The 17,551-nt window shown below is 38.4% G+C and carries 16 protein-coding genes; 15 read left to right on the forward strand and 1 reads right to left on the reverse strand.

Features of this window, described 5'->3' with window-relative positions; all coding sequences use genetic code 11:
- Positions 1-33 precede the first annotated feature (33 nt).
- The 7 genes from ALPR1_RS13845 to ALPR1_RS13875 all read left to right on the forward strand — a co-directional run bounded on the left by ALPR1_RS13845 (position 34) and on the right by ALPR1_RS13875 (position 6,314).
- Complete coding sequence (locus tag ALPR1_RS13845; RefSeq protein WP_008201576.1) at positions 34-894, forward strand: fumarylacetoacetate hydrolase family protein; 861 nt, start codon at positions 34-36, stop codon at positions 892-894.
- The gene (locus ALPR1_RS13850; protein WP_008201577.1) at positions 891-1,721 is read left to right on the forward strand and encodes an amidohydrolase family protein; all 831 of its coding nucleotides are present in this window, start codon (positions 891-893) and stop codon (positions 1,719-1,721) included. The genes ALPR1_RS13845 and ALPR1_RS13850 overlap by 4 nt, the downstream gene beginning before the upstream one ends.
- 24 nt (positions 1,722-1,745) lie before the next feature.
- Positions 1,746-2,516 (forward strand): L-fucose dehydrogenase, encoded by a 771-nt coding sequence (locus ALPR1_RS13855; protein ID WP_008201578.1) that lies wholly within the window; start codon positions 1,746-1,748, stop codon positions 2,514-2,516.
- Positions 2,516-3,832: an L-fucose:H+ symporter permease gene (fucP, locus tag ALPR1_RS13860; RefSeq protein ID WP_008201579.1), complete on the forward strand. Its 1,317-nt coding sequence runs from the start codon at positions 2,516-2,518 to the stop codon at positions 3,830-3,832. Before ALPR1_RS13855 ends, fucP begins: the two co-directional genes overlap by 1 nt.
- Before the next feature lie 152 nt (positions 3,833-3,984).
- Positions 3,985-4,305 carry an L-rhamnose mutarotase gene (locus ALPR1_RS13865; protein WP_008201580.1) on the forward strand — a complete coding sequence of 107 codons (321 nt, stop codon included), beginning with the start codon at positions 3,985-3,987 and terminating at the stop codon, positions 4,303-4,305.
- Positions 4,306-4,521: 216 nt separating this feature from the next.
- The gene (locus ALPR1_RS13870) at positions 4,522-5,436 is read left to right on the forward strand and encodes an alpha/beta hydrolase (RefSeq protein ID WP_008201581.1); all 915 of its coding nucleotides are present in this window, start codon (positions 4,522-4,524) and stop codon (positions 5,434-5,436) included.
- 188 nt (positions 5,437-5,624) lie between these two features.
- The gene (locus ALPR1_RS13875; protein WP_008201583.1) at positions 5,625-6,314 is read left to right on the forward strand and encodes an HAD family hydrolase; all 690 of its coding nucleotides are present in this window, start codon (positions 5,625-5,627) and stop codon (positions 6,312-6,314) included.
- A gap of 85 nt (positions 6,315-6,399) precedes the next feature.
- On the opposite strand, the gene ALPR1_RS13880 is transcribed toward ALPR1_RS13875, so the two are convergent.
- On the reverse strand, positions 6,400-8,145 hold the full coding sequence (locus ALPR1_RS13880; protein ID WP_008201586.1) for an ABC transporter ATP-binding protein: 1,746 nt from the start codon (positions 8,143-8,145) through the stop codon (positions 6,400-6,402).
- 238 nt (positions 8,146-8,383) lie between these two features.
- On the opposite strand from ALPR1_RS13880, the gene ALPR1_RS13885 reads away from it, so the two are divergent.
- The 8 genes from ALPR1_RS13885 to ALPR1_RS20405 all read left to right on the forward strand — a co-directional run bounded on the left by ALPR1_RS13885 (position 8,384) and on the right by ALPR1_RS20405 (position 17,511).
- Positions 8,384-10,177 (forward strand): helix-turn-helix domain-containing protein, encoded by a 1,794-nt coding sequence (locus tag ALPR1_RS13885; protein ID WP_008201588.1) that lies wholly within the window; start codon positions 8,384-8,386, stop codon positions 10,175-10,177.
- Between the two features lie 120 nt (positions 10,178-10,297).
- The gene (locus ALPR1_RS13890) at positions 10,298-11,272 is read left to right on the forward strand and encodes an NAD(P)-dependent alcohol dehydrogenase (protein ID WP_040303648.1); all 975 of its coding nucleotides are present in this window, start codon (positions 10,298-10,300) and stop codon (positions 11,270-11,272) included.
- Between the two features lie 37 nt (positions 11,273-11,309).
- The gene (locus tag ALPR1_RS13895) at positions 11,310-11,984 is read left to right on the forward strand and encodes a DUF4386 domain-containing protein (protein ID WP_008201591.1); all 675 of its coding nucleotides are present in this window, start codon (positions 11,310-11,312) and stop codon (positions 11,982-11,984) included.
- 333 nt (positions 11,985-12,317) lie between these two features.
- A complete protein-coding gene (locus tag ALPR1_RS13900) occupies positions 12,318-14,024 on the forward strand; it encodes a GH39 family glycosyl hydrolase (RefSeq protein ID WP_008201593.1) in 1,707 nt (568 codons plus the stop codon).
- A 79-nt stretch (positions 14,025-14,103) separates the two neighbouring features.
- Entirely contained in the window at positions 14,104-15,102 is a 999-nt protein-coding gene (locus ALPR1_RS13905; RefSeq protein WP_008201595.1) for an SAM-dependent methyltransferase, read from the forward strand.
- 124 nt (positions 15,103-15,226) lie between these two features.
- Complete coding sequence (locus tag ALPR1_RS13910) at positions 15,227-15,811, forward strand: aspartyl/asparaginyl beta-hydroxylase domain-containing protein (protein WP_008201597.1); 585 nt, start codon at positions 15,227-15,229, stop codon at positions 15,809-15,811.
- 219 nt (positions 15,812-16,030) lie between these two features.
- On the forward strand, positions 16,031-16,621 hold the full coding sequence (locus ALPR1_RS13915) for a hypothetical protein (protein ID WP_008201599.1): 591 nt from the start codon (positions 16,031-16,033) through the stop codon (positions 16,619-16,621).
- Complete coding sequence (locus ALPR1_RS20405) at positions 16,618-17,511, forward strand: DUF5694 domain-containing protein (protein WP_008201602.1); 894 nt, start codon at positions 16,618-16,620, stop codon at positions 17,509-17,511. Before ALPR1_RS13915 ends, ALPR1_RS20405 begins: the two co-directional genes overlap by 4 nt.
- Positions 17,512-17,551: the final 40 nt, after the last annotated feature.

Below are 17,551 nucleotides of genomic sequence, written 5' to 3' on the forward strand. Positions count from 1 at the left end.
TCAATTCCATCATAAAACTTAATACCCAAAAAAATGAAACTAATTCGTTTTGGAGAAGCTGGTAAGGAAAAGCCAGGAATTATTGACAAAGAAGGTAACTATTTAGATTGCTCTGCATTTCAGGAAGATTGGGACGAATCTTTTTTCGAAAATAATGGACTTGATCGACTTGACGCTTGGTTAGAAGCCAACCTTGATAGTCTTAATAAAATTCCTGAAAACAGTAGAATCGGCTCTCCTATTGCGAGACCTTCCAAGATCATCTGCATTGGTCTTAACTACCGCAAGCATGCTATAGAATCCGGCATGCCAGTACCTGAGGTTCCTATTATTTTCATGAAGGCAACATCTTCTCTATGTGGACCCAATGACAATATTTTGATTCCTAAAAACTCCGAAAAAACCGACTGGGAAGTAGAGTTGGCTGTCGTAATCGGAAAACGTGCAAAATATGTTAGTAAGGAAAACGCAATGGATTATGTGGCTGGGTACTGTGTTCACAACGACGTTTCTGAGCGTGATTTCCAACTTCATCATGGAGGACAATGGGTCAAAGGAAAAAGTGCAGATAACTTCGCTCCTTTAGGTCCTTTTTTAGCAACCAAATATGAAATCCCTGATCCTCACAATTTGAGGCTTTGGTTGAAATTGAATGGCAAAACATTGCAGGATAGTAATACTTCTGATTTGGTATTTGATATTCCTACATTAATCGAACACCTAAGTCAATACATGACACTTTTACCTGGAGATGTAATTTCCACAGGTACTCCAGCTGGAGTTGGGCTAGGACTTACCCCTCCTACTTACCTTAAGGAAGGAGATGTAGTAGAATTAGGAATCGAGGGACTTGGAGTGGCAAAACAAACGGCAATCAACGATCCTGAAGCATGAGACTGGATTCACACCAGCATTTTTGGAAATACCATCCTAAAAAGCACGAGTGGATTACTGATGACATGAAGGTTATCCGGGAAAACTTTCTTCCGGATGACCTGATTCCACTTCTTGAGCAACAGGAGCTCCAAGGTTGTGTGGCTGTTCAAGCGGACGAAAGCTTATCTGAAACAGCTTTCCTTATGGATTTGTCAACGGAATATGAGCAGATAAAAGCAGTAGTTGGCTGGGCTGATCTAGGAAGTGATGACTTGGATAAAGATCTGGATCTATTTTCCAATCAGCCAAAACTCAAAGGATACAGAGAAATTCTACAGGCAAAACCGGTGGAGTACATGCTTCGAAAGGAGTTTATCCGAGGAATTGAAAAGCTGGGAAAAAGAGGATACACATACGATATTCTTGTTTTCCCAAATCAATTAGAGGCCACATTGGAATTTCTAAAAAAATGTCCGGAACAACCATTTGTAATAGACCATTTGGCCAAACCTTACATTAAGTTAGGAACATGGAGAGAATGGAAAAAAGAAATGAAACCTCTGGCTGAAAGAGACTATGTCTATTGTAAAATCTCCGGTATGGTCACAGAGGCAGATTGGAAAAACTGGAAAAAAGAGGATTTCAACCAATACATGGAAATCGCTTTGGAACAGTTTGGTCCCAAGCGTCTAATGTTTGGTTCGGATTGGCCTGTATGTAAAGTTGCGGCTGAATACGAACAAGTATTTGAACTGGTAGATGAGTTCACCAATAAGCTTTCTCCATCGGAAAAAGCGATGATACTTGGCGAAACCGCATCCAACTTTTACGGGATTAAGGAATAAAAAAAGATTGACAAAAACCCAAAAATGGATTTAAAATTAAAAGATAAAGTAATTCTTATCAGTGGTGGTGCCAAAGGAATTGGAGGAGCTATTTCCAACGGCCTAATTGATGAGGGAGCCATCCCAGTGATTATTGACCCTTCAAAAGAAGAGGGCAGTAAAATTTTGGAGAGAGCGCCACTTCACTCCATGCAAATCCCCATACGACTTAATAATGCCAGCGATGCCGAAAAAGCGGTTAAACTAACCTTGGAAAAATTTGGCAGAATCGATGGTGTAGTCAACAATGCTGGCGCAAATGACAGCGTTGGATTGGAACATGGAAGTCCGGAAGAATTTGAAAAATCTGTAGCAAAAAATCTTCATCACTATTATCATTTGGCTCACTTTGCCTTGCCTCACCTAAAAAAATCTCAAGGAGCCATTGTGAACATCAGTAGTAAAACTGCTGTCACCGGGCAGGGTGGCACCTCTGGGTACACTGCTGCCAAAGGTGCTCAACTTTCCCTAACTCGTGAATGGGCAGTCGAGCTTCTACCCTATAAAATCAGAGTCAACGCAGTCATACCTGCAGAAGTTTATACTCCCTTATACCAAAATTGGATTCAAACTTTTGATGATCCAGAACAAAAACTTGCAGATATTACTAAAAACATACCTCTTGGAAAGAGAATGACCAGTCCGGAAGAAATTGCCGCAATGAGTATTTTCTTACTTTCTGAAAAAGCCTCTCATATTACAGGCCAACACCTGTTTGTAGATGGAGGATACACCCACCTTGACCGATCCCTTTAATGAGCAATCCAACCCAAAAACCTGCACTAGTACCCAAAAAATTAATTCTACCATTTATTCTCATCACTTCCCTTTTTGCATTATGGGGTTTTGCAAATGACATTACCAATCCCATGGTGGCAGCCTTCAAAAGGGTGTTGGAATTGAATAACACTCAGGCTTCCTGGGTTCAGATGGCTTTTTATGGAGGGTATTTCACCATGGCCTTACCTGCGGCTTTTTTCATTAAAAAGTACTCCTATAAAACTGGAATTCTCCTAGGTCTAGGACTTTATGGTTTTGGAGCCTTGCTATTTTACCCGGCAGCTGCTTGGGAAAGCTATGGATTCTTCCTGGCCTCACTTTATATTTTGACATTCGGCTTAGCCTTTTTAGAAACCACAGCCAACCCCTACATCTTATCCATGGGACCTGAAGAAACAGCTACCCAACGATTGAACTTGGCCCAGGCTTTTAACCCAATGGGAGCATTGGCAGGTCTTTTTGTTGCCAAGCAATTTATTTTGAATGCTTTGCAGTCTAACGAAACGGATGCAGACGGGAATATCATTTTCTCTTCTCTAGATGAGTCAGCTAAAGCTGTGATCCGTACTGCAGATTTGATGGTTATCAGAAACCCTTACGTAATGCTTGGGCTTGTAGTCATAGCCATTTTGGTAATTATTGCGCTGGTCAAAATGCCAGAAAATAAAGAAACTGGGAAGATTGAATTTCGAGCGACCATGAAGCGCTTGCTCTCCAAAAGAAATTTTGTGGAAGGCACACTTGCACAAATGTTTTATGTAGGAGCCCAAATCATGGTTTGGACCTATATCTACCAATACGCTGAGGTGCTGGGCATATCGAATGCATCTGCCGTAAATTATGGATATGCTGCTTTAGTAGTTTTCCTGATTGGTCGATGGGTATGTACTTTCTTATTTAGATACTTTGCTCCTGCTCGTCTATTAATGATCTTTTCAGTTCTAGCGATTGCATTCACTGCAGGAGCTATCTTTTTACCAGGAATGACTGGACTTTATAGCCTTGTAGGGATTTCATTTGCAATGTCCTTGATGTTCCCAACGATTTATGGAATTGCCTTAGAAGGGTTAGGAGATGATTCGAAATTTGCCGCTGCTTATTTGGTGATGGCAATTGTGGGTGGAGCCATTATGCCTACGCTCCAAGGAATGATCATGGATATCGGCGGATCTGGTTATGACGATACGTTAATCCTAGGCGTACCTGAAGTGAACTTCTCATTTATCCTCCCTCTATTCTGTTTTGTGATGGTTTTGTTGTTTAGTGTGAGGGTGAAAGAGATTGTAAAGTAAAATGCTGGAAAATCTTTTGAGTTTGAAAATTGCTTTTTTGTAGCGAAAGTATTCAAAGTCAACTTCATACCCACAACTCTAAAAACTTTACTTATACCAAAAAGCTTAGCAACATTTAAATTCAAAATAGAAATGAATACCCAAACATTTGTTTGATATGTGACCTGAAAAATGAAGAAGAGGCAATTCAAGCCTATGTGGATTGTCACAAGGCAGTCGCGCCTGAAATATTAGAAAGCATCCGAGTTGCGGGAGTATTACAAATGAGCATTTACCGCTGGCAGAATCGACTGACCATGATTCTAATCGGGGACGAAGAATTTTCTTTTGAGAAAAAAGCAAAGCTTGATGAAGGAAACCCAAAAGTGCAAGAATGGGAATCCTTTTTAGGACAATATCAGACCAATTTACCCGGTACTCCTGCCAATTGGCGCTGGGCTATTACAGAGAAAATCTTTGAATTTAAAGCCTAAGAAATCTCTACTTCTGTAGTCAAAACACATAAATAAACAGCAGCAGGTCTATTGGATTTCTGAATTGGAAGGCTTTTCAATTATTTTGATTCAATATTTTTTTGCCAGCAATTCATCAATAAGGAGCCTGAACTTTAAGTTTTTAATTTTAAATTCCCGATTTTGGAAGAAGTAAAATTTATTGAACCTTTTAACAACTCCCAAAATTAGCTCTCCATGAAAAAAACTGGATTTTTACTTTTGTTTCTCGCAACTATGTTATCAGCACAAGCCCAACATATCATCCTTCCATTATGGGAAGGCACTCCTCCACTTCAAAAAGAAATGGATTTGGAAGAAGAGTTTGTTCAGGAAGAAATTATAAGAATAGGAAATGTTCAAAAGCCTACGATAGAGGTATTTCTTCCTACGAAACAAATTTCCACAGGAAAGGCAGTTGTGATTTTCCCAGGAGGAGGATACTCCATTTTAGCATATGATAAAGAAGGTACTGACTTTGCCAAGTGGCTGAATGCTCAGGGTATTGCTGGGATCGTCGTAAAATATAGATTACCAAGATCTCAATCTTTGACCGATAAAAAAGAAGTTCCCTTACTGGATGCTCAGCGTGCCATCCGAATGGTTAGATCTCAGGCAGAGGAATGGAATATTGACCCAACTCAAGTGGGTGTCATGGGCTTTTCTGCAGGTGGGCATTTGGCATCTACAATAAGTACCCAATATGATCATGAAGTAGAAAGACCTAAGGACGCGATTGACCAATTATCTGCAAGACCTGATTTTTCTGTATTGGTTTATCCTGTGATTTCATTCCGGGATGCTTCAGCTCATAGTGGATCCCGAATGAACTTGATTGGAGAAAATGCTCCACAAGAACTTGTTGACCGCTTTTCAGGAGAACTTAATGTAACCGAAGAAACTCCACCTGCCTTTTTGGTGCATGCCCAAGATGACAATGGCGTCCCTATTGAAAACAGCTTTTTATACTACAAGGCGCTACATGAGAAGAGAATACCCGCTTCACTTCATATTTATCCAAAAGGAGGGCATGGATTTGGTTTTGGATTTGGCAGAGGCCCCGTTTCCAATTGGAGAAATGTGTTGTTAGACTGGATGGTTGATTTGAAGTAAAAGACAGCAAACTGAAGGTAAGGAAGTTAGAAGTTGTCTTCCTGAGCTAAATTGAAGTGCCATAACAAAACCTTTTTTAATAGGACTTCGATCTCGATAGCTATACGGGATCGAAGCCTTACACCAATGTTACAACTTTAAAATCTTACCACTTTGCAACTTTACCACTCCATTAATTTTCCAATCTGATGATCAAAGTAATAGCCTTCGATGCCGACGACACCTTATGGGTTAATGAACCATTTTTCCGAGAAGCTGAAGAGGAATTTGCCAACCTACTTGAGGCGTTTATGCCCAGACATAGCAGCATCAAAGAACTCTATCGTACAGAAATAGAAAATCTAGGCTTGTACGGGTATGGAATAAAAGGCTTTATGCTTTCTATGATACAGACTGCTTTACGGATTTCTGATCATAAAATACCCGTAAAGCTCATCGATCGAATTTTGGAAATTGGCTATGATATGATGGAAAAGCCAGTAGAACTTCTTCCTGGGGTAGAAGAAGTTTTAGAAGAATTAAAAGGAAACTTTCGTCTTGTAATGGCTACCAAAGGCGATTTGGTGGACCAAGAGAGAAAATTGAAAAAATCTGGTCTCGATCATTATTTCCACCATATCGAAATTATGAGCGAAAAGAAAGAAGCGGATTTTGCAAAGCTGATTCGCCATCTTGATGTGGCTCCGGAAGAATTTCTGATGATGGGTAATAGCCTTAAATCAGACGTACTCCCTGTACTCGAACTTGGAGGTCACGCCATTCACATTCCCTATCATATTACCTGGACTCATGAAATGATAGAGCATGAAATCGAACATGATAATTTTTATCAGGCAGAGCATATTTCTCAAGTCATCCCAATCATTCGTGAAATGTAAATGGTTATTAAGGTATTAAATACTCCATTTCGCTTCACCCAAATTATTCTAGACTTATAACGGCCTATTACTATTTTATAGCACCTTAAATTCTCGCCTGATAGGTATACAATTGGTAGTACCTTCCCTCTAAAGCAATCAAATCCTCGTGTTTACCTTTCTCCACAATTTTGCCTTGTTCGATCACTAAAATTTGATCTGCCTGACGAATTGTGCTCAACCTATGTGCAATCACAAAAGTAGTTCTCCCTTTCATCAGATCTTTTAAACTAGCCTGAATCAAAGTTTCTGACTCCGTATCCAAATTGGAAGTAGCTTCATCCAAAATCAAAATTCTAGGATCTGCCAAAATCGCCCTTGCAATCGCTATTCTTTGCCTTTGACCACCGGAAAGCTTAACTCCTCTTTCCCCTATCAAAGTATCTAAACCCTCCTCAAATCGATCTGTGAATTCCTGAACGTGTGCAGCATGAACAGCTTGCTGAAGTTGATCCTCTGAGGCATCAGGTCTTGGGAAAAGAATATTTTCCCGAATCGTCCCTTCAAACAAAAAATCATCTTGAAGCACCACTCCCAACTGGGAACGAAAAGACTCTAAAGTTACAGACTGAATATCAACCCCATCCACTGTGATCATTCCTGCATCCGGATTTAAAAAAGTTGCTGCTAGGCCGGCAATGGTGGTTTTTCCCGAACCTGAAGTTCCTACTAGAGCAGTTACTGATCCAGCTGGGGCTTCAAAACTCACCTGTTTGACCACTTCTTTTCCTTCCTCGTAGGCAAAGGACACCTTATCAAAAATGATGTTTCCCTTCAATTTATCAAGCGTCTCTGTTCGTTTTTGATCATCAGCTTCAAGCGGAGTATTCATAATCTCCTCTGTTCTATCCAAACCAGCAAATGCCTCGGTCAATTGGCTCCCAATATTTGACATTTGCACAATTGGAGCGATCATAAATCCCAAGTATAAGGTAAAAGCTAAAAAATCACCAAAAGTTAATTGCTCCTGCATGATCATGTAGCCACCCAAGCCCATGATTCCAGCAGATGCCAATCCCAATAATAAAGTACCTGCTGAAGTCACAAAACTAGTAGCTGTCAAACTGGATTTCACGTTCTGAAATAGCTCATCAACCCCTTTCCCAAAGGTCACTATCTCTTGTTGCTCGGCATTAAACCCCTTGATTACACGAATACCTCCTAAAGTCTCGGTCAACCTACCTGTGACTTGTGCATTGATTTTACCCCTTTCCCTAAAAATAGGCCTGATTTTACCAAAAGCTTTTAAGGAAACAAGTCCAAAAACAACCACTGGGAGGAGAACAAATAGGGTCATTTTTGGAGAAATACTAATCAATAAGAAAAGAGAAATAATGGCAGTAATAATCCCTCCTATCATTTGTGCAAAGCCTGTCCCAACTAGGTTTCTAACACCTTCCACATCTGTCATAATTCGGGAAACCAGCTCACCGGTTTTGGTATTATCAAAAAAGCGAATGGGAAGTTTGATGATATGAGATTGAACCTGTGATCTCAGTTTTGCGATGAGGTTTTGAGCCTCTACACTCAAGATTTGTGTCAAGGCGTAAGAAGTGACCGACTGCACAACAATAGCCGCTACTACGGCAATTATAAGCCATTTGAGCATATTTAAATCATTGCTCGGTATCACATCATCCACCAGGTATTTACTGGCTCCCGGCAAAACCAGACTTGCCAATCTACTGATGATAATCAAAAATAAGCCTAAAAAAAGATGCCTTCTTCTTGGCCAAATAATGGTTTTAAAAACCTGACCTATCGTGATTTTACGCGCTGCTGTTTGAGCCATGAAATAGTTTATTAAGCTTGAAAAACCCCAAATTTTGAATTCCAGTTCAAAAAGGAGATGATTTCACATGAGATAAAGAAAATAAAAGAAATATTATTTTTAACAATCCGAAAAATGAGGATAAGATTCTCTTTTCTACCAGAAATACTTAGTTTAATTTCTTTAAAAAAAATACCATTTAAAGAATTGCCAAATCAGGTTAATTCATCCACTTTACTGTAACCAGAAACTTCTTGAAATGGAAAAACAAACTGAAAAAAGCATCTCCATAGCTGTTCTTCCATTTAAGAACATCAGCAATAGCGAGGAAAATAATTTTTTCTGTGATGGTATTACTGAAGAAATCATCAATGCATTTTCTAGGATCGAGCAATTGAAAGTCACTTCACGTACTTCCAGTTTCTATTTCAAAGACCATAGCTATTCTCTTCAAGAAATTTCTGAAAAGCTTGGAGTAAATGTGATACTCGAAGGTAGCGTACGCGTTTCGGGAAATTCTTTGCGAATTCGTGCTCAATTGATCGATGTAATAGAAGACACAACTTTTTGGACAGAAACTTGGGACAGAAAGAAGGAAAACCTTTTTGAGATACAAGATGAAATCAGTCTCATCATTGCCGACAAACTTAGAGAGCATGAAGGTCATTTGACAATTTCGGACCAACTTGTAAACTTCCCAACCCAAAACATCACAGCTTATGAACATTTACTGAAAGGTCGGTATCATTTTTATAAGTGGAATCCCGAAGATGTAAATATTGCTATAAATGAATTTGAAAAAGCATTAGCATTAGACCCAAATCTAATTGATGCACTTCTTGGCAGTGCCGATAGTTACAGTTTTATGGCCGTTGCTGGTTTTGCTCCTAGAGAAGAATCCTGGATGAAAGCGGTTGAAGCTATGCAATTAGCAAAAGTACTAGACCCTAATCATGCCGGACTAAATTTGATGTTATCCCATCATGCTTTTTTCACGGAAGCAAATTTTTCATCCGCAATGAAATTCATTCAAAAAGCTGTCGTGGCAAGACCTACCTACGCAGAGGCTCATCAGTTTCTTTCTTTTTTCAATACACTCAAGGGAGATTTCAACAAAGCTAAAGAGCATATTCTCTACGCTAAATCAGTTGACCCGCTCAATCCAGAAACTAGATTTTTTCAAGCTAATTACCTCTACAGAACAAACGAACTTGATGAAGCAATCAAGATATTAAATGCATTGTTGGAAGAAAATGAAAAGAACCTTCCTGCACTTATTGTCAGCACATACATACACATCAAAGAAAATCGATTAAAGGAAGCCAAAGCACTAATAAAAAAAACACCAAATGAAGTTTTTACTCCTGACGAAAAATTGGGTTTAAATACTTTAGTGGATGTCTTGACAGGAAATCAGGATACTGAATTGCTGAAGGAATTGGAAGAACATGCAAATGATCCTTTGGCCCATCATGCACATTCCTATTTATTTATCATTTATGCCAATCTTGGACGTTTTGATGAGGCATTCGCTGTATTAGAGAAGATATTTAAAGACAAATCTTCTATTCTTCTGCTTGGATTCAGTGATCCTCTTTCAGAGCCTATCAAATCCGACCCCAGGTATGCTGAATACCATAAGCGAATTTACCCTGAGGTTAGTGACCTTCATAAAGTCAAAAGGACACAGTCTAAATCTTTTGATAATGCAAACGCTAAAGCTCAGGTGGAAAGACTGCAAGGTTTTATTGAATCGGAAAGCCCATTTTTAAATCCATCGCTAAGCCTTCGGTCTCTGGCCGAACAAACTGATATTCACCCCAACCAATTATCCTGGTTACTCAACGAGTATTTAGGGAAAAATTTTAATGAATTCATCAATCAAAAACGTGTAGAGCATTTTAAGAAATTGGTTGTTGACCCTTCCAATTCTCACATCTCTTTAATTGGATTGGCCTATGAGAGCGGATTCAATTCAAAAACTGTTTTTAACACTGCTTTTAAAAAAGTCACTGGAATGACGCCCAAGGAATACCAGAAAAGTCAATCCTAGCACCACTTTTTTGGTTCGAAATTATAATTCCGAACCTCTTCCTACTATTCCGAACAATAACTCGACTCGCTTTTACTCTATTTGTCATGAATCTAAAAACAAAAAATCATGGCGAGCAAAATGAAAGCAATAGTAGCTACAGGATATGGAACCCCTGAGGTTTTCCAATTACAATCAGTTACCAAACCTGAACCAAAAGCGAATGAAGTCCTTGTGAAAGTGAAGACATCTGCTGCAACCAAAGCAGATGCGATGATGCGTACCGGGAAACCATATTTTGCTCGATTGTTCATTGGCTTGACTAAACCGAAAACAGGTATTCCAGGAACTGGATTCGCAGGAATCGTGGAACAAGTCGGAGAGAACGTTTCAAACTTCCAAGTCGGTGATCGAGTCTTTGGTGAAACAGCCTTTGGCTTTAAAGCTAATGCAGAGTTTCTGACTGTTTCTGAGAATGGTGTGATTCTCCCACTTCCAGAAAACATCGAATTTGCAGCGGCTTCTAACTTCTGCGATGGGCACCTTACTTCGTATAACTTCCTAAAAGAAATTGCTGACGTAAAACCTGGACAAAAGGTGCTGATAAATGGCGCATCAGGCGCACTTGGAATGTCAGCTGTACAAATCGCCAAGTATCTAGGAGCTGAAGTAACGGGAGTTTGTGGCGATAGGAATGCAGGACTCATCAAGTCCCTCGGTGCTGACAAGGTCCTCGATTACTACAAAGAAGATTTTACTCAAAGTGAAGACCGTTACGATATCATTTATGATACGGTGGGTAAAAGCTCTTTCAAAGCATGCAAAGGCATCTTAAAAGATAAAGGCATCTATCTATCACCTGTTCTTCAGTTTCCTCTAATGATTCAAATGGTGATAACCTCATTTTTTAAAGGCAAGAAAGCAAAGTTTCAAGCAACTGGCGCTAATAAGGAGGAAAAGCTTCGATTCATGCTATCAGAGGTCCTTGAAATTTATAAGGCAGGAAAGCTCAAGACTGTTATTGACCGTCAATTCCCATTAGAAAAATTGGCAGAAGCACACACCTATATTGATTCAGGACATAAAAAAGGCAATGTCGTCATCTATAATGCCTGAATTAAACCATTCAAAATTAATCTAAACCCTAAAAATCATGGAAAAGAGATTTTATAAACTTACTGGACTTCTATACTTAATTGTGATTATCTGTGCAGGTTTCAGTCAGGGATATATTCGCGGAACCATAATTATTCCAGGTAATGCTTTAGCTACCGCTACAAATATTTTGCAAAATGAAAGTTTGTTTCGATTAGGGTTGTCATTGGATTTGATAGCATTCATCATTGATGCTGTCATATCGGTTCTTCTTTATCAAATGTTTAAACCGTTTGGAAAAAACTTAGCGATGGTATCTGCTGCCTTGAGATTGATCGCTCATCCAGCTATAGGAAGCCTGAATTTGTTAAATCACTATATGGCAAATCTGGTCTTGGGTGGAGAATCTTTCCTTTCAACATTTGATCAAGCTCAGCTAGAATCACTGAGCCTACTATTTATGAATGCACACCAATATGGATATCTCATTGCAGGAGGTTTCTTTGGCTTACACCTACTACTACTTAGCGTTTTGATTTATAAATCAGATACCATCCCGAATATTTTCGGAAGCTTTCTTCTAGGATCAGCGATAGGTTACCTACTCGAAACATTCGGTAATTTCAATATGCCTGGATATGAAGATTATACTGCATTAATCGTAGGGTTTGCTGCAGCTTTAGGAGAAGTCTCATTTACCTTCTACTTGTTGTTCAAGAGTAAGAAACAATAAACAATCGGATACAAATAAATTGGCAGACATCTTTTTTGAGATAACTTAAAACTGAGCCAAAATTTGTTCCCATGACTATTCAATTCTGAAATTTCATTTTTGTTTAGGCTAATTCTATAGCAACCTTTCTTCAAGGGCTAAAGTCAAGAAGCTATTAGTAAAGTTCAGAAAACCACATTAAAACACTTAACAAACTCCATTCAGTTAGATTATCCCAAATACTGTAATTTTTCTTCAATGGTCAGGATTTACTAATGAGAACCAGTAACTTATGATTTAGATTTCGACCCTCATGTTTTCGCATGCTTTTTAAAAAACAATTAACCCAAACCTATGAAACCACTTTTAATAAAAACCCTTCTAACAATCCTCGTATTCCCCTTCACGATCATCCATCTGAGAGCTCAAGAACAAGTTGAAAAAGTAAACATTCAGGTGAATCTAGATGAAAAAATAGGTGAAATGGACCCCATTTGGGCATGGTGGGGTTATGATGAGCCTAATTATACATACATGAAAGATGGTAAAAAGTTGCTGTCAGAAATAGCTTCTCTAAGTCCTGTTCCTGTTTATGTCAGAGCACATAGCTTGTTGGTGACCGGTGAAGGAACCCATGCATTAAAGTGGGGATCAACCAATGCCTACACAGAGGATGCTGATGGTAACCCTGTGTATGACTGGACAATTGTAGACAGGATTTTTGATACTTACATCGAAAGAGGTATGAAACCTTTTGCACAGATTGGGTTTATGCCTGAAGCACTTTCATCCAAACCCGAACCTTACAGGCACCATTGGTATCCGGGAGCACCTTACGAAGAAATTTATACAGGTTGGGCATATCCTCCAAACGACTATAAGAAATATGGAGAACTTGTTTACCAATGGGTCTTACACTGCGTAGAGCGTTATGGCAAAGAAGAGGTTGACAGCTGGTACTGGGAGGTATGGAACGAGCCTAACATAGGTTACTGGCAAGGTACCATGGAAGAGTATTTTATGCTATATGATTATGCCGCCGATGCGGTAAAAAGAGCGCTACCCACAGCCAAAATTGGTGGGCCAGAAACTACAGGTCCGGGATGGGATAAAGCTGCAGAATTCTTAACCGCATTTTTAGATCATGTACGGGATGACAAAAGCTATGCAACTGGTAAAAAAGACATTCCACTGGACTTTATTTCTTTTCATGCCAAAGGCAGCCCCAAGTTGGTAGATGATATGGTTCAAATGAATATTGGAACGCAGTTGCGGGATATAAGTGAGGGCTTTAGAATTGTGGCTTCCTATCCAGAATTCAAAGATCTACCGATTATTATCGGAGAATCTGATCCAGAAGGTTGCGCCGCTTGCTCAGTAAATGATTATCCACAAAATGATTATAGGAATGGGACCATGTATGCCAGTTATACCGCTGCTGCATTTTCTAGAAAGTATGAGTTGGCTGACCATTTTGGAGTGAATTTATTGGGAGCAGTGACTTGGGGATTTGAATTTGAAGATCAACCATGGTACGCTGGGTTTAGAGATATGGCTACCAATGGTGTAGATAAGCCTGTTTTAAACGTCTTTAGGATGTTTGGTATGATGGAAGGTGATCGGGTAAAAATAAATCAGGATGGACTTGCCTATGATTTTCTAGAGGTAAGAGATCATAGTGTTCGTGAAAAGCAAGATATCAACGCAATCGCATCAAAAAGTGATCGAAGTGCTGCTGTGATGGTTTGGAATTATCATGACAACAATGACTTAACTGTTCCGGATGCATCCGTAAGTCTTCAAATTAAAGGCGTGTCTGGAAAAAAAGTATTAATAAATCACTATCGGGTAGATCAGGAACACAGTAACTCCTACACACTTTGGAAGAAAATGGGATCTCCACAAGCCCCTTCTAATGAACAGATTGAAGCACTTGAAAAAGCTGGCCAACTTGAGTTATATACTTCTCCTTTTTGGGTAGAATCAAAGGATGGTACGGTGGAAATTGAGCTGACAATACCAGCTCAGGGCATTTCCCTTTTTAAACTGGAGTGGAAATAGAAGAGGAATAACTTTCACACAATAAATTGAAGTCTTATCATTCTACATTTTTCAAATTAATAATGTACCACCAATTCAAATGAGTAAAACAGACGTATTAAAATCCATTCGTGAACTTGCTGGTTCCGTTTTCGAAAACTCAATTGATTATGAAAAGGGAAAATATGGTCTCGATGAGATCTACAATCATTTCCAAAAAATAACCAGTATTACAGGCTTTGACTCCAGGATTGAAAACTTAGCAGCAGTTCCCACAGCTAAAGGCAAAGCATTAGGGCTAAATTATGCTGCACAATGTTTATTGGATTACAAAAGAACTTTGAAATTCATCAAAGCAATTGTTTTAGCTATTACTAAAAAACTCAATGAAAATCCAGAAAAGGAAGTTCGTGTTTTTTACGCCGGATGCGGTCCATATGCGACCTTTTTAACACTAATCGCTCCCCTATTCCAAGCAAATCAGGTACAATTTTCACTTTTGGAAATAAATAAAAACTCAGTAGTATCTGCCAAAAAATTGATCGATTCCCTCGACTTATCAGACTATCTAATTGAATTTCACATTGGAGACGCAGTGACATTTAAAGTTCCAGATTCAGACTCATATGACATCGTTATTAGCGAAACTTTAGACGCCTTATTATACCGGGAATGCTATGTTCCTATTTTAGTCAATCTACTCCCCCAATTCAGGAATGATGTCCTATTATTACCTGAAAATGTACTGATAGACCTATCCTTTTCGAGCAGTTCAGACAGCAAATCCGAGGTAAAAGAATTAAAGATGGGAAATGCATTTAACGTTCGAGAAGCTATTTCTGCTTTACCTATTTCAGAGAGTATCCCTGCCGAGTTTCCTGAAAAAAAAATTGATTTGACCAATGTGAACTTGGATACTTTTGAAAAGCTATTCTTAGATACTAGAGTTAAAATCTATCAAGACATCTGGTTGGAAAGGAATGAATCCTCTCTCACCGTACCTTTTGAATCTATCCTTCAAAAACCAAATGATAGCAATTCCATTACTTTCACTTACCAAATGGAGCCAGAAATTGAACTGAAATGTAAATTTGAATGAGATAGTGTATATTATAAAAATTCATCAATCTGTAAACTCAGGGAGTTATAATTGATTTTTCATAAATTTTAGATTTAATAGTATATTTTTAATTCAACAGGTGTTAATAAAACTCCAACCTCAGATGGAAACAAAGCAAGAAACAAAAGACAGAATCCAATTACCTTTTAAATTCGATGTAGAGAAAATGGTTTTAGAGGCGAAGGCTTTGAAACAAAAGGAGTATGAATATTATAATGTTATCCCCTTACGTTCTCCGGCACATTTGGTAGACACCTCATTGCCATTCCCCCCGCCTGCTGATGATTATGCAGATGGAACCTGGACTGATTGGCTTGATACACCCGCTTTAAAAAGCAGTCCCTATTTAAAAAGCATTATCGAATTTTTTAGCGAATACACTACGGTAAATCTTGTTAGGTTATTGTTTTTAGCTCCAAATTCCATTGTCAAGGAGCATACTGACCCAACTTTAGGACTAGAGCAAGAGAAATCTATGATTCGCTTGACCATCCCTGTAGATAACAATGAAGGTGTAGAGTTTTATTTAAATGATGAGTTAGTCCCAATGAAAGTTGGAGAATGTTGGTATTTACGATTGACTGATCCTCACCGAGTTTTTAACAAAGGCACCACCGACCGTATCAATCTTACCATCGATATCATCCCAAATGATCAAATAATAGAAATCTTGAATAAGGCTATGTAAATGCCAGATCAATTCGACATAGCATGTAATTTTCTTCAAGCTCTAAAATTCTTAGGCACCCAATATTGGGAGTAGTTTTTCAAGAAGACACTTTCAGATGACCTAAACTATCTTGAAATAAGCTTATTGAAACCTCTAAAATTATATATTTATAGAAATATTAATGTTTAGAGATTGGAGTAGAACAAACACCTTCTTTATAAAGCTCAACCAACTACTATGAACAAGAAGAAGAAATTAAAAAAATTACTTTACGAAGCTTTTGTTCTTTTTGTCCCTGTGATGCTGGGTGTATACCTAGGCCTTTTGGCTAATAACTGGAGTAAGGAAAAAGAAGAAAAGGAGCAATCCGAAAAAGTACTTCAAAATTTATTTCAGGAAATAAACAACAATTTAATTTCCACAGAGGAATCATTAGCTTATTTTGTCCAATTGAGAGATAGCATCTACTATTTAGAAAACCGAAGCTCATTACCCTCTAATTTTTCGTTTTGGAAAGGCCTTAACCCACCACTTTTAAAAGATGCTTCTTTCCAATCAGCCACTTTATCTGGAGTACTTACCCGATTTGATATTGATTTATTGGAACAACTTTCCAGTGTTTACAAACTTCAGGATGATTTAGAACTTCAATCTAATACCTATGTACAAAGTGTGACAAGCCAAATAGGGGATGAAAAATTCACGAACAATAAGTACTTAATCATCCTAGAAAACTATGCTCATGATCAAGTTAGCACCGAAGAAAGGCTACTTTCTGAGTTGATGAAAGCCAAAGAGATTATTTCCGAAAAAATAGTCAATCCATGAAGCAAATATCATTCATAAGTTTGTTTTTCTTGCTTTTCTCCTGCTCTGAGCCATCTCAAAAACAGCAAGAACAAGACTCAAAAGATATTTTTTCAGGGCTTATGGATGATTTCCCAATCATCGACAAAAAACCTAGCCACCAAGTGCTAACGCTTGGCGTATTTCATTTTGATAGAAGTAGAGATGGCAGTGATGTGGTAGCCAAAAATCATATTGACATTACAACCGATGAAAATCGGTCTGAATTAGATGAGATAATCAAAAAATTAGAAGAATTTAATCCCTCCAAAATTGCAGTTGAGTGGAGGCCTGAATACCAAGATAGATTAGATTCACTATTTCGGGAATACCTGGAAGGAAACTACTCGTTAGAAAAAAATGAGGCTTTTCAGATTGGTTTTAAACTTGCAAAATCTCTCGGCCATGATAAGGTGTATTGTGTAGACAATAATCCACCGATGCCTGAAAGCATTAACGAAATAGATGACTGGGAAGCTTATGCAGATAGTTTAGGACATCTAGAATTATGGCAATCTTACGATCAGGAAAACTTAAGGTACAATACCTTTATGGACACTATACAGCGAAATCTGAATGTGAAGGATTACCTGCTTCTTATTAACTCTAAAAAGAATTCAGTCCGTAACAAACAAATTTGGACTACAGGCTTGGTGAATGTAGGCTATTTAGATAAATATGTCGGGGCAGATTTATTGGGTAGATGGTATCGTAGAAATGCTCGTATTTATGCAAATTCCAAAAACCTGGTAGACACGGATGAAAATTTATTAATCATTTATGGAGGAGCACATAAATGGATTTTGGATGAATTATTCGAATCCTCTCCAGATTTTCAAGTAATCCAGTTTAATGATTTAATAAGGAATTAAACTCAAACTTCCTGAAAGTTACTTTCTCACTCCCCAATTG

This window comes from Algoriphagus machipongonensis (assembly GCF_000166275.1).
GTDB classification, from domain to species: domain Bacteria; phylum Bacteroidota; class Bacteroidia; order Cytophagales; family Cyclobacteriaceae; genus Algoriphagus; species Algoriphagus machipongonensis.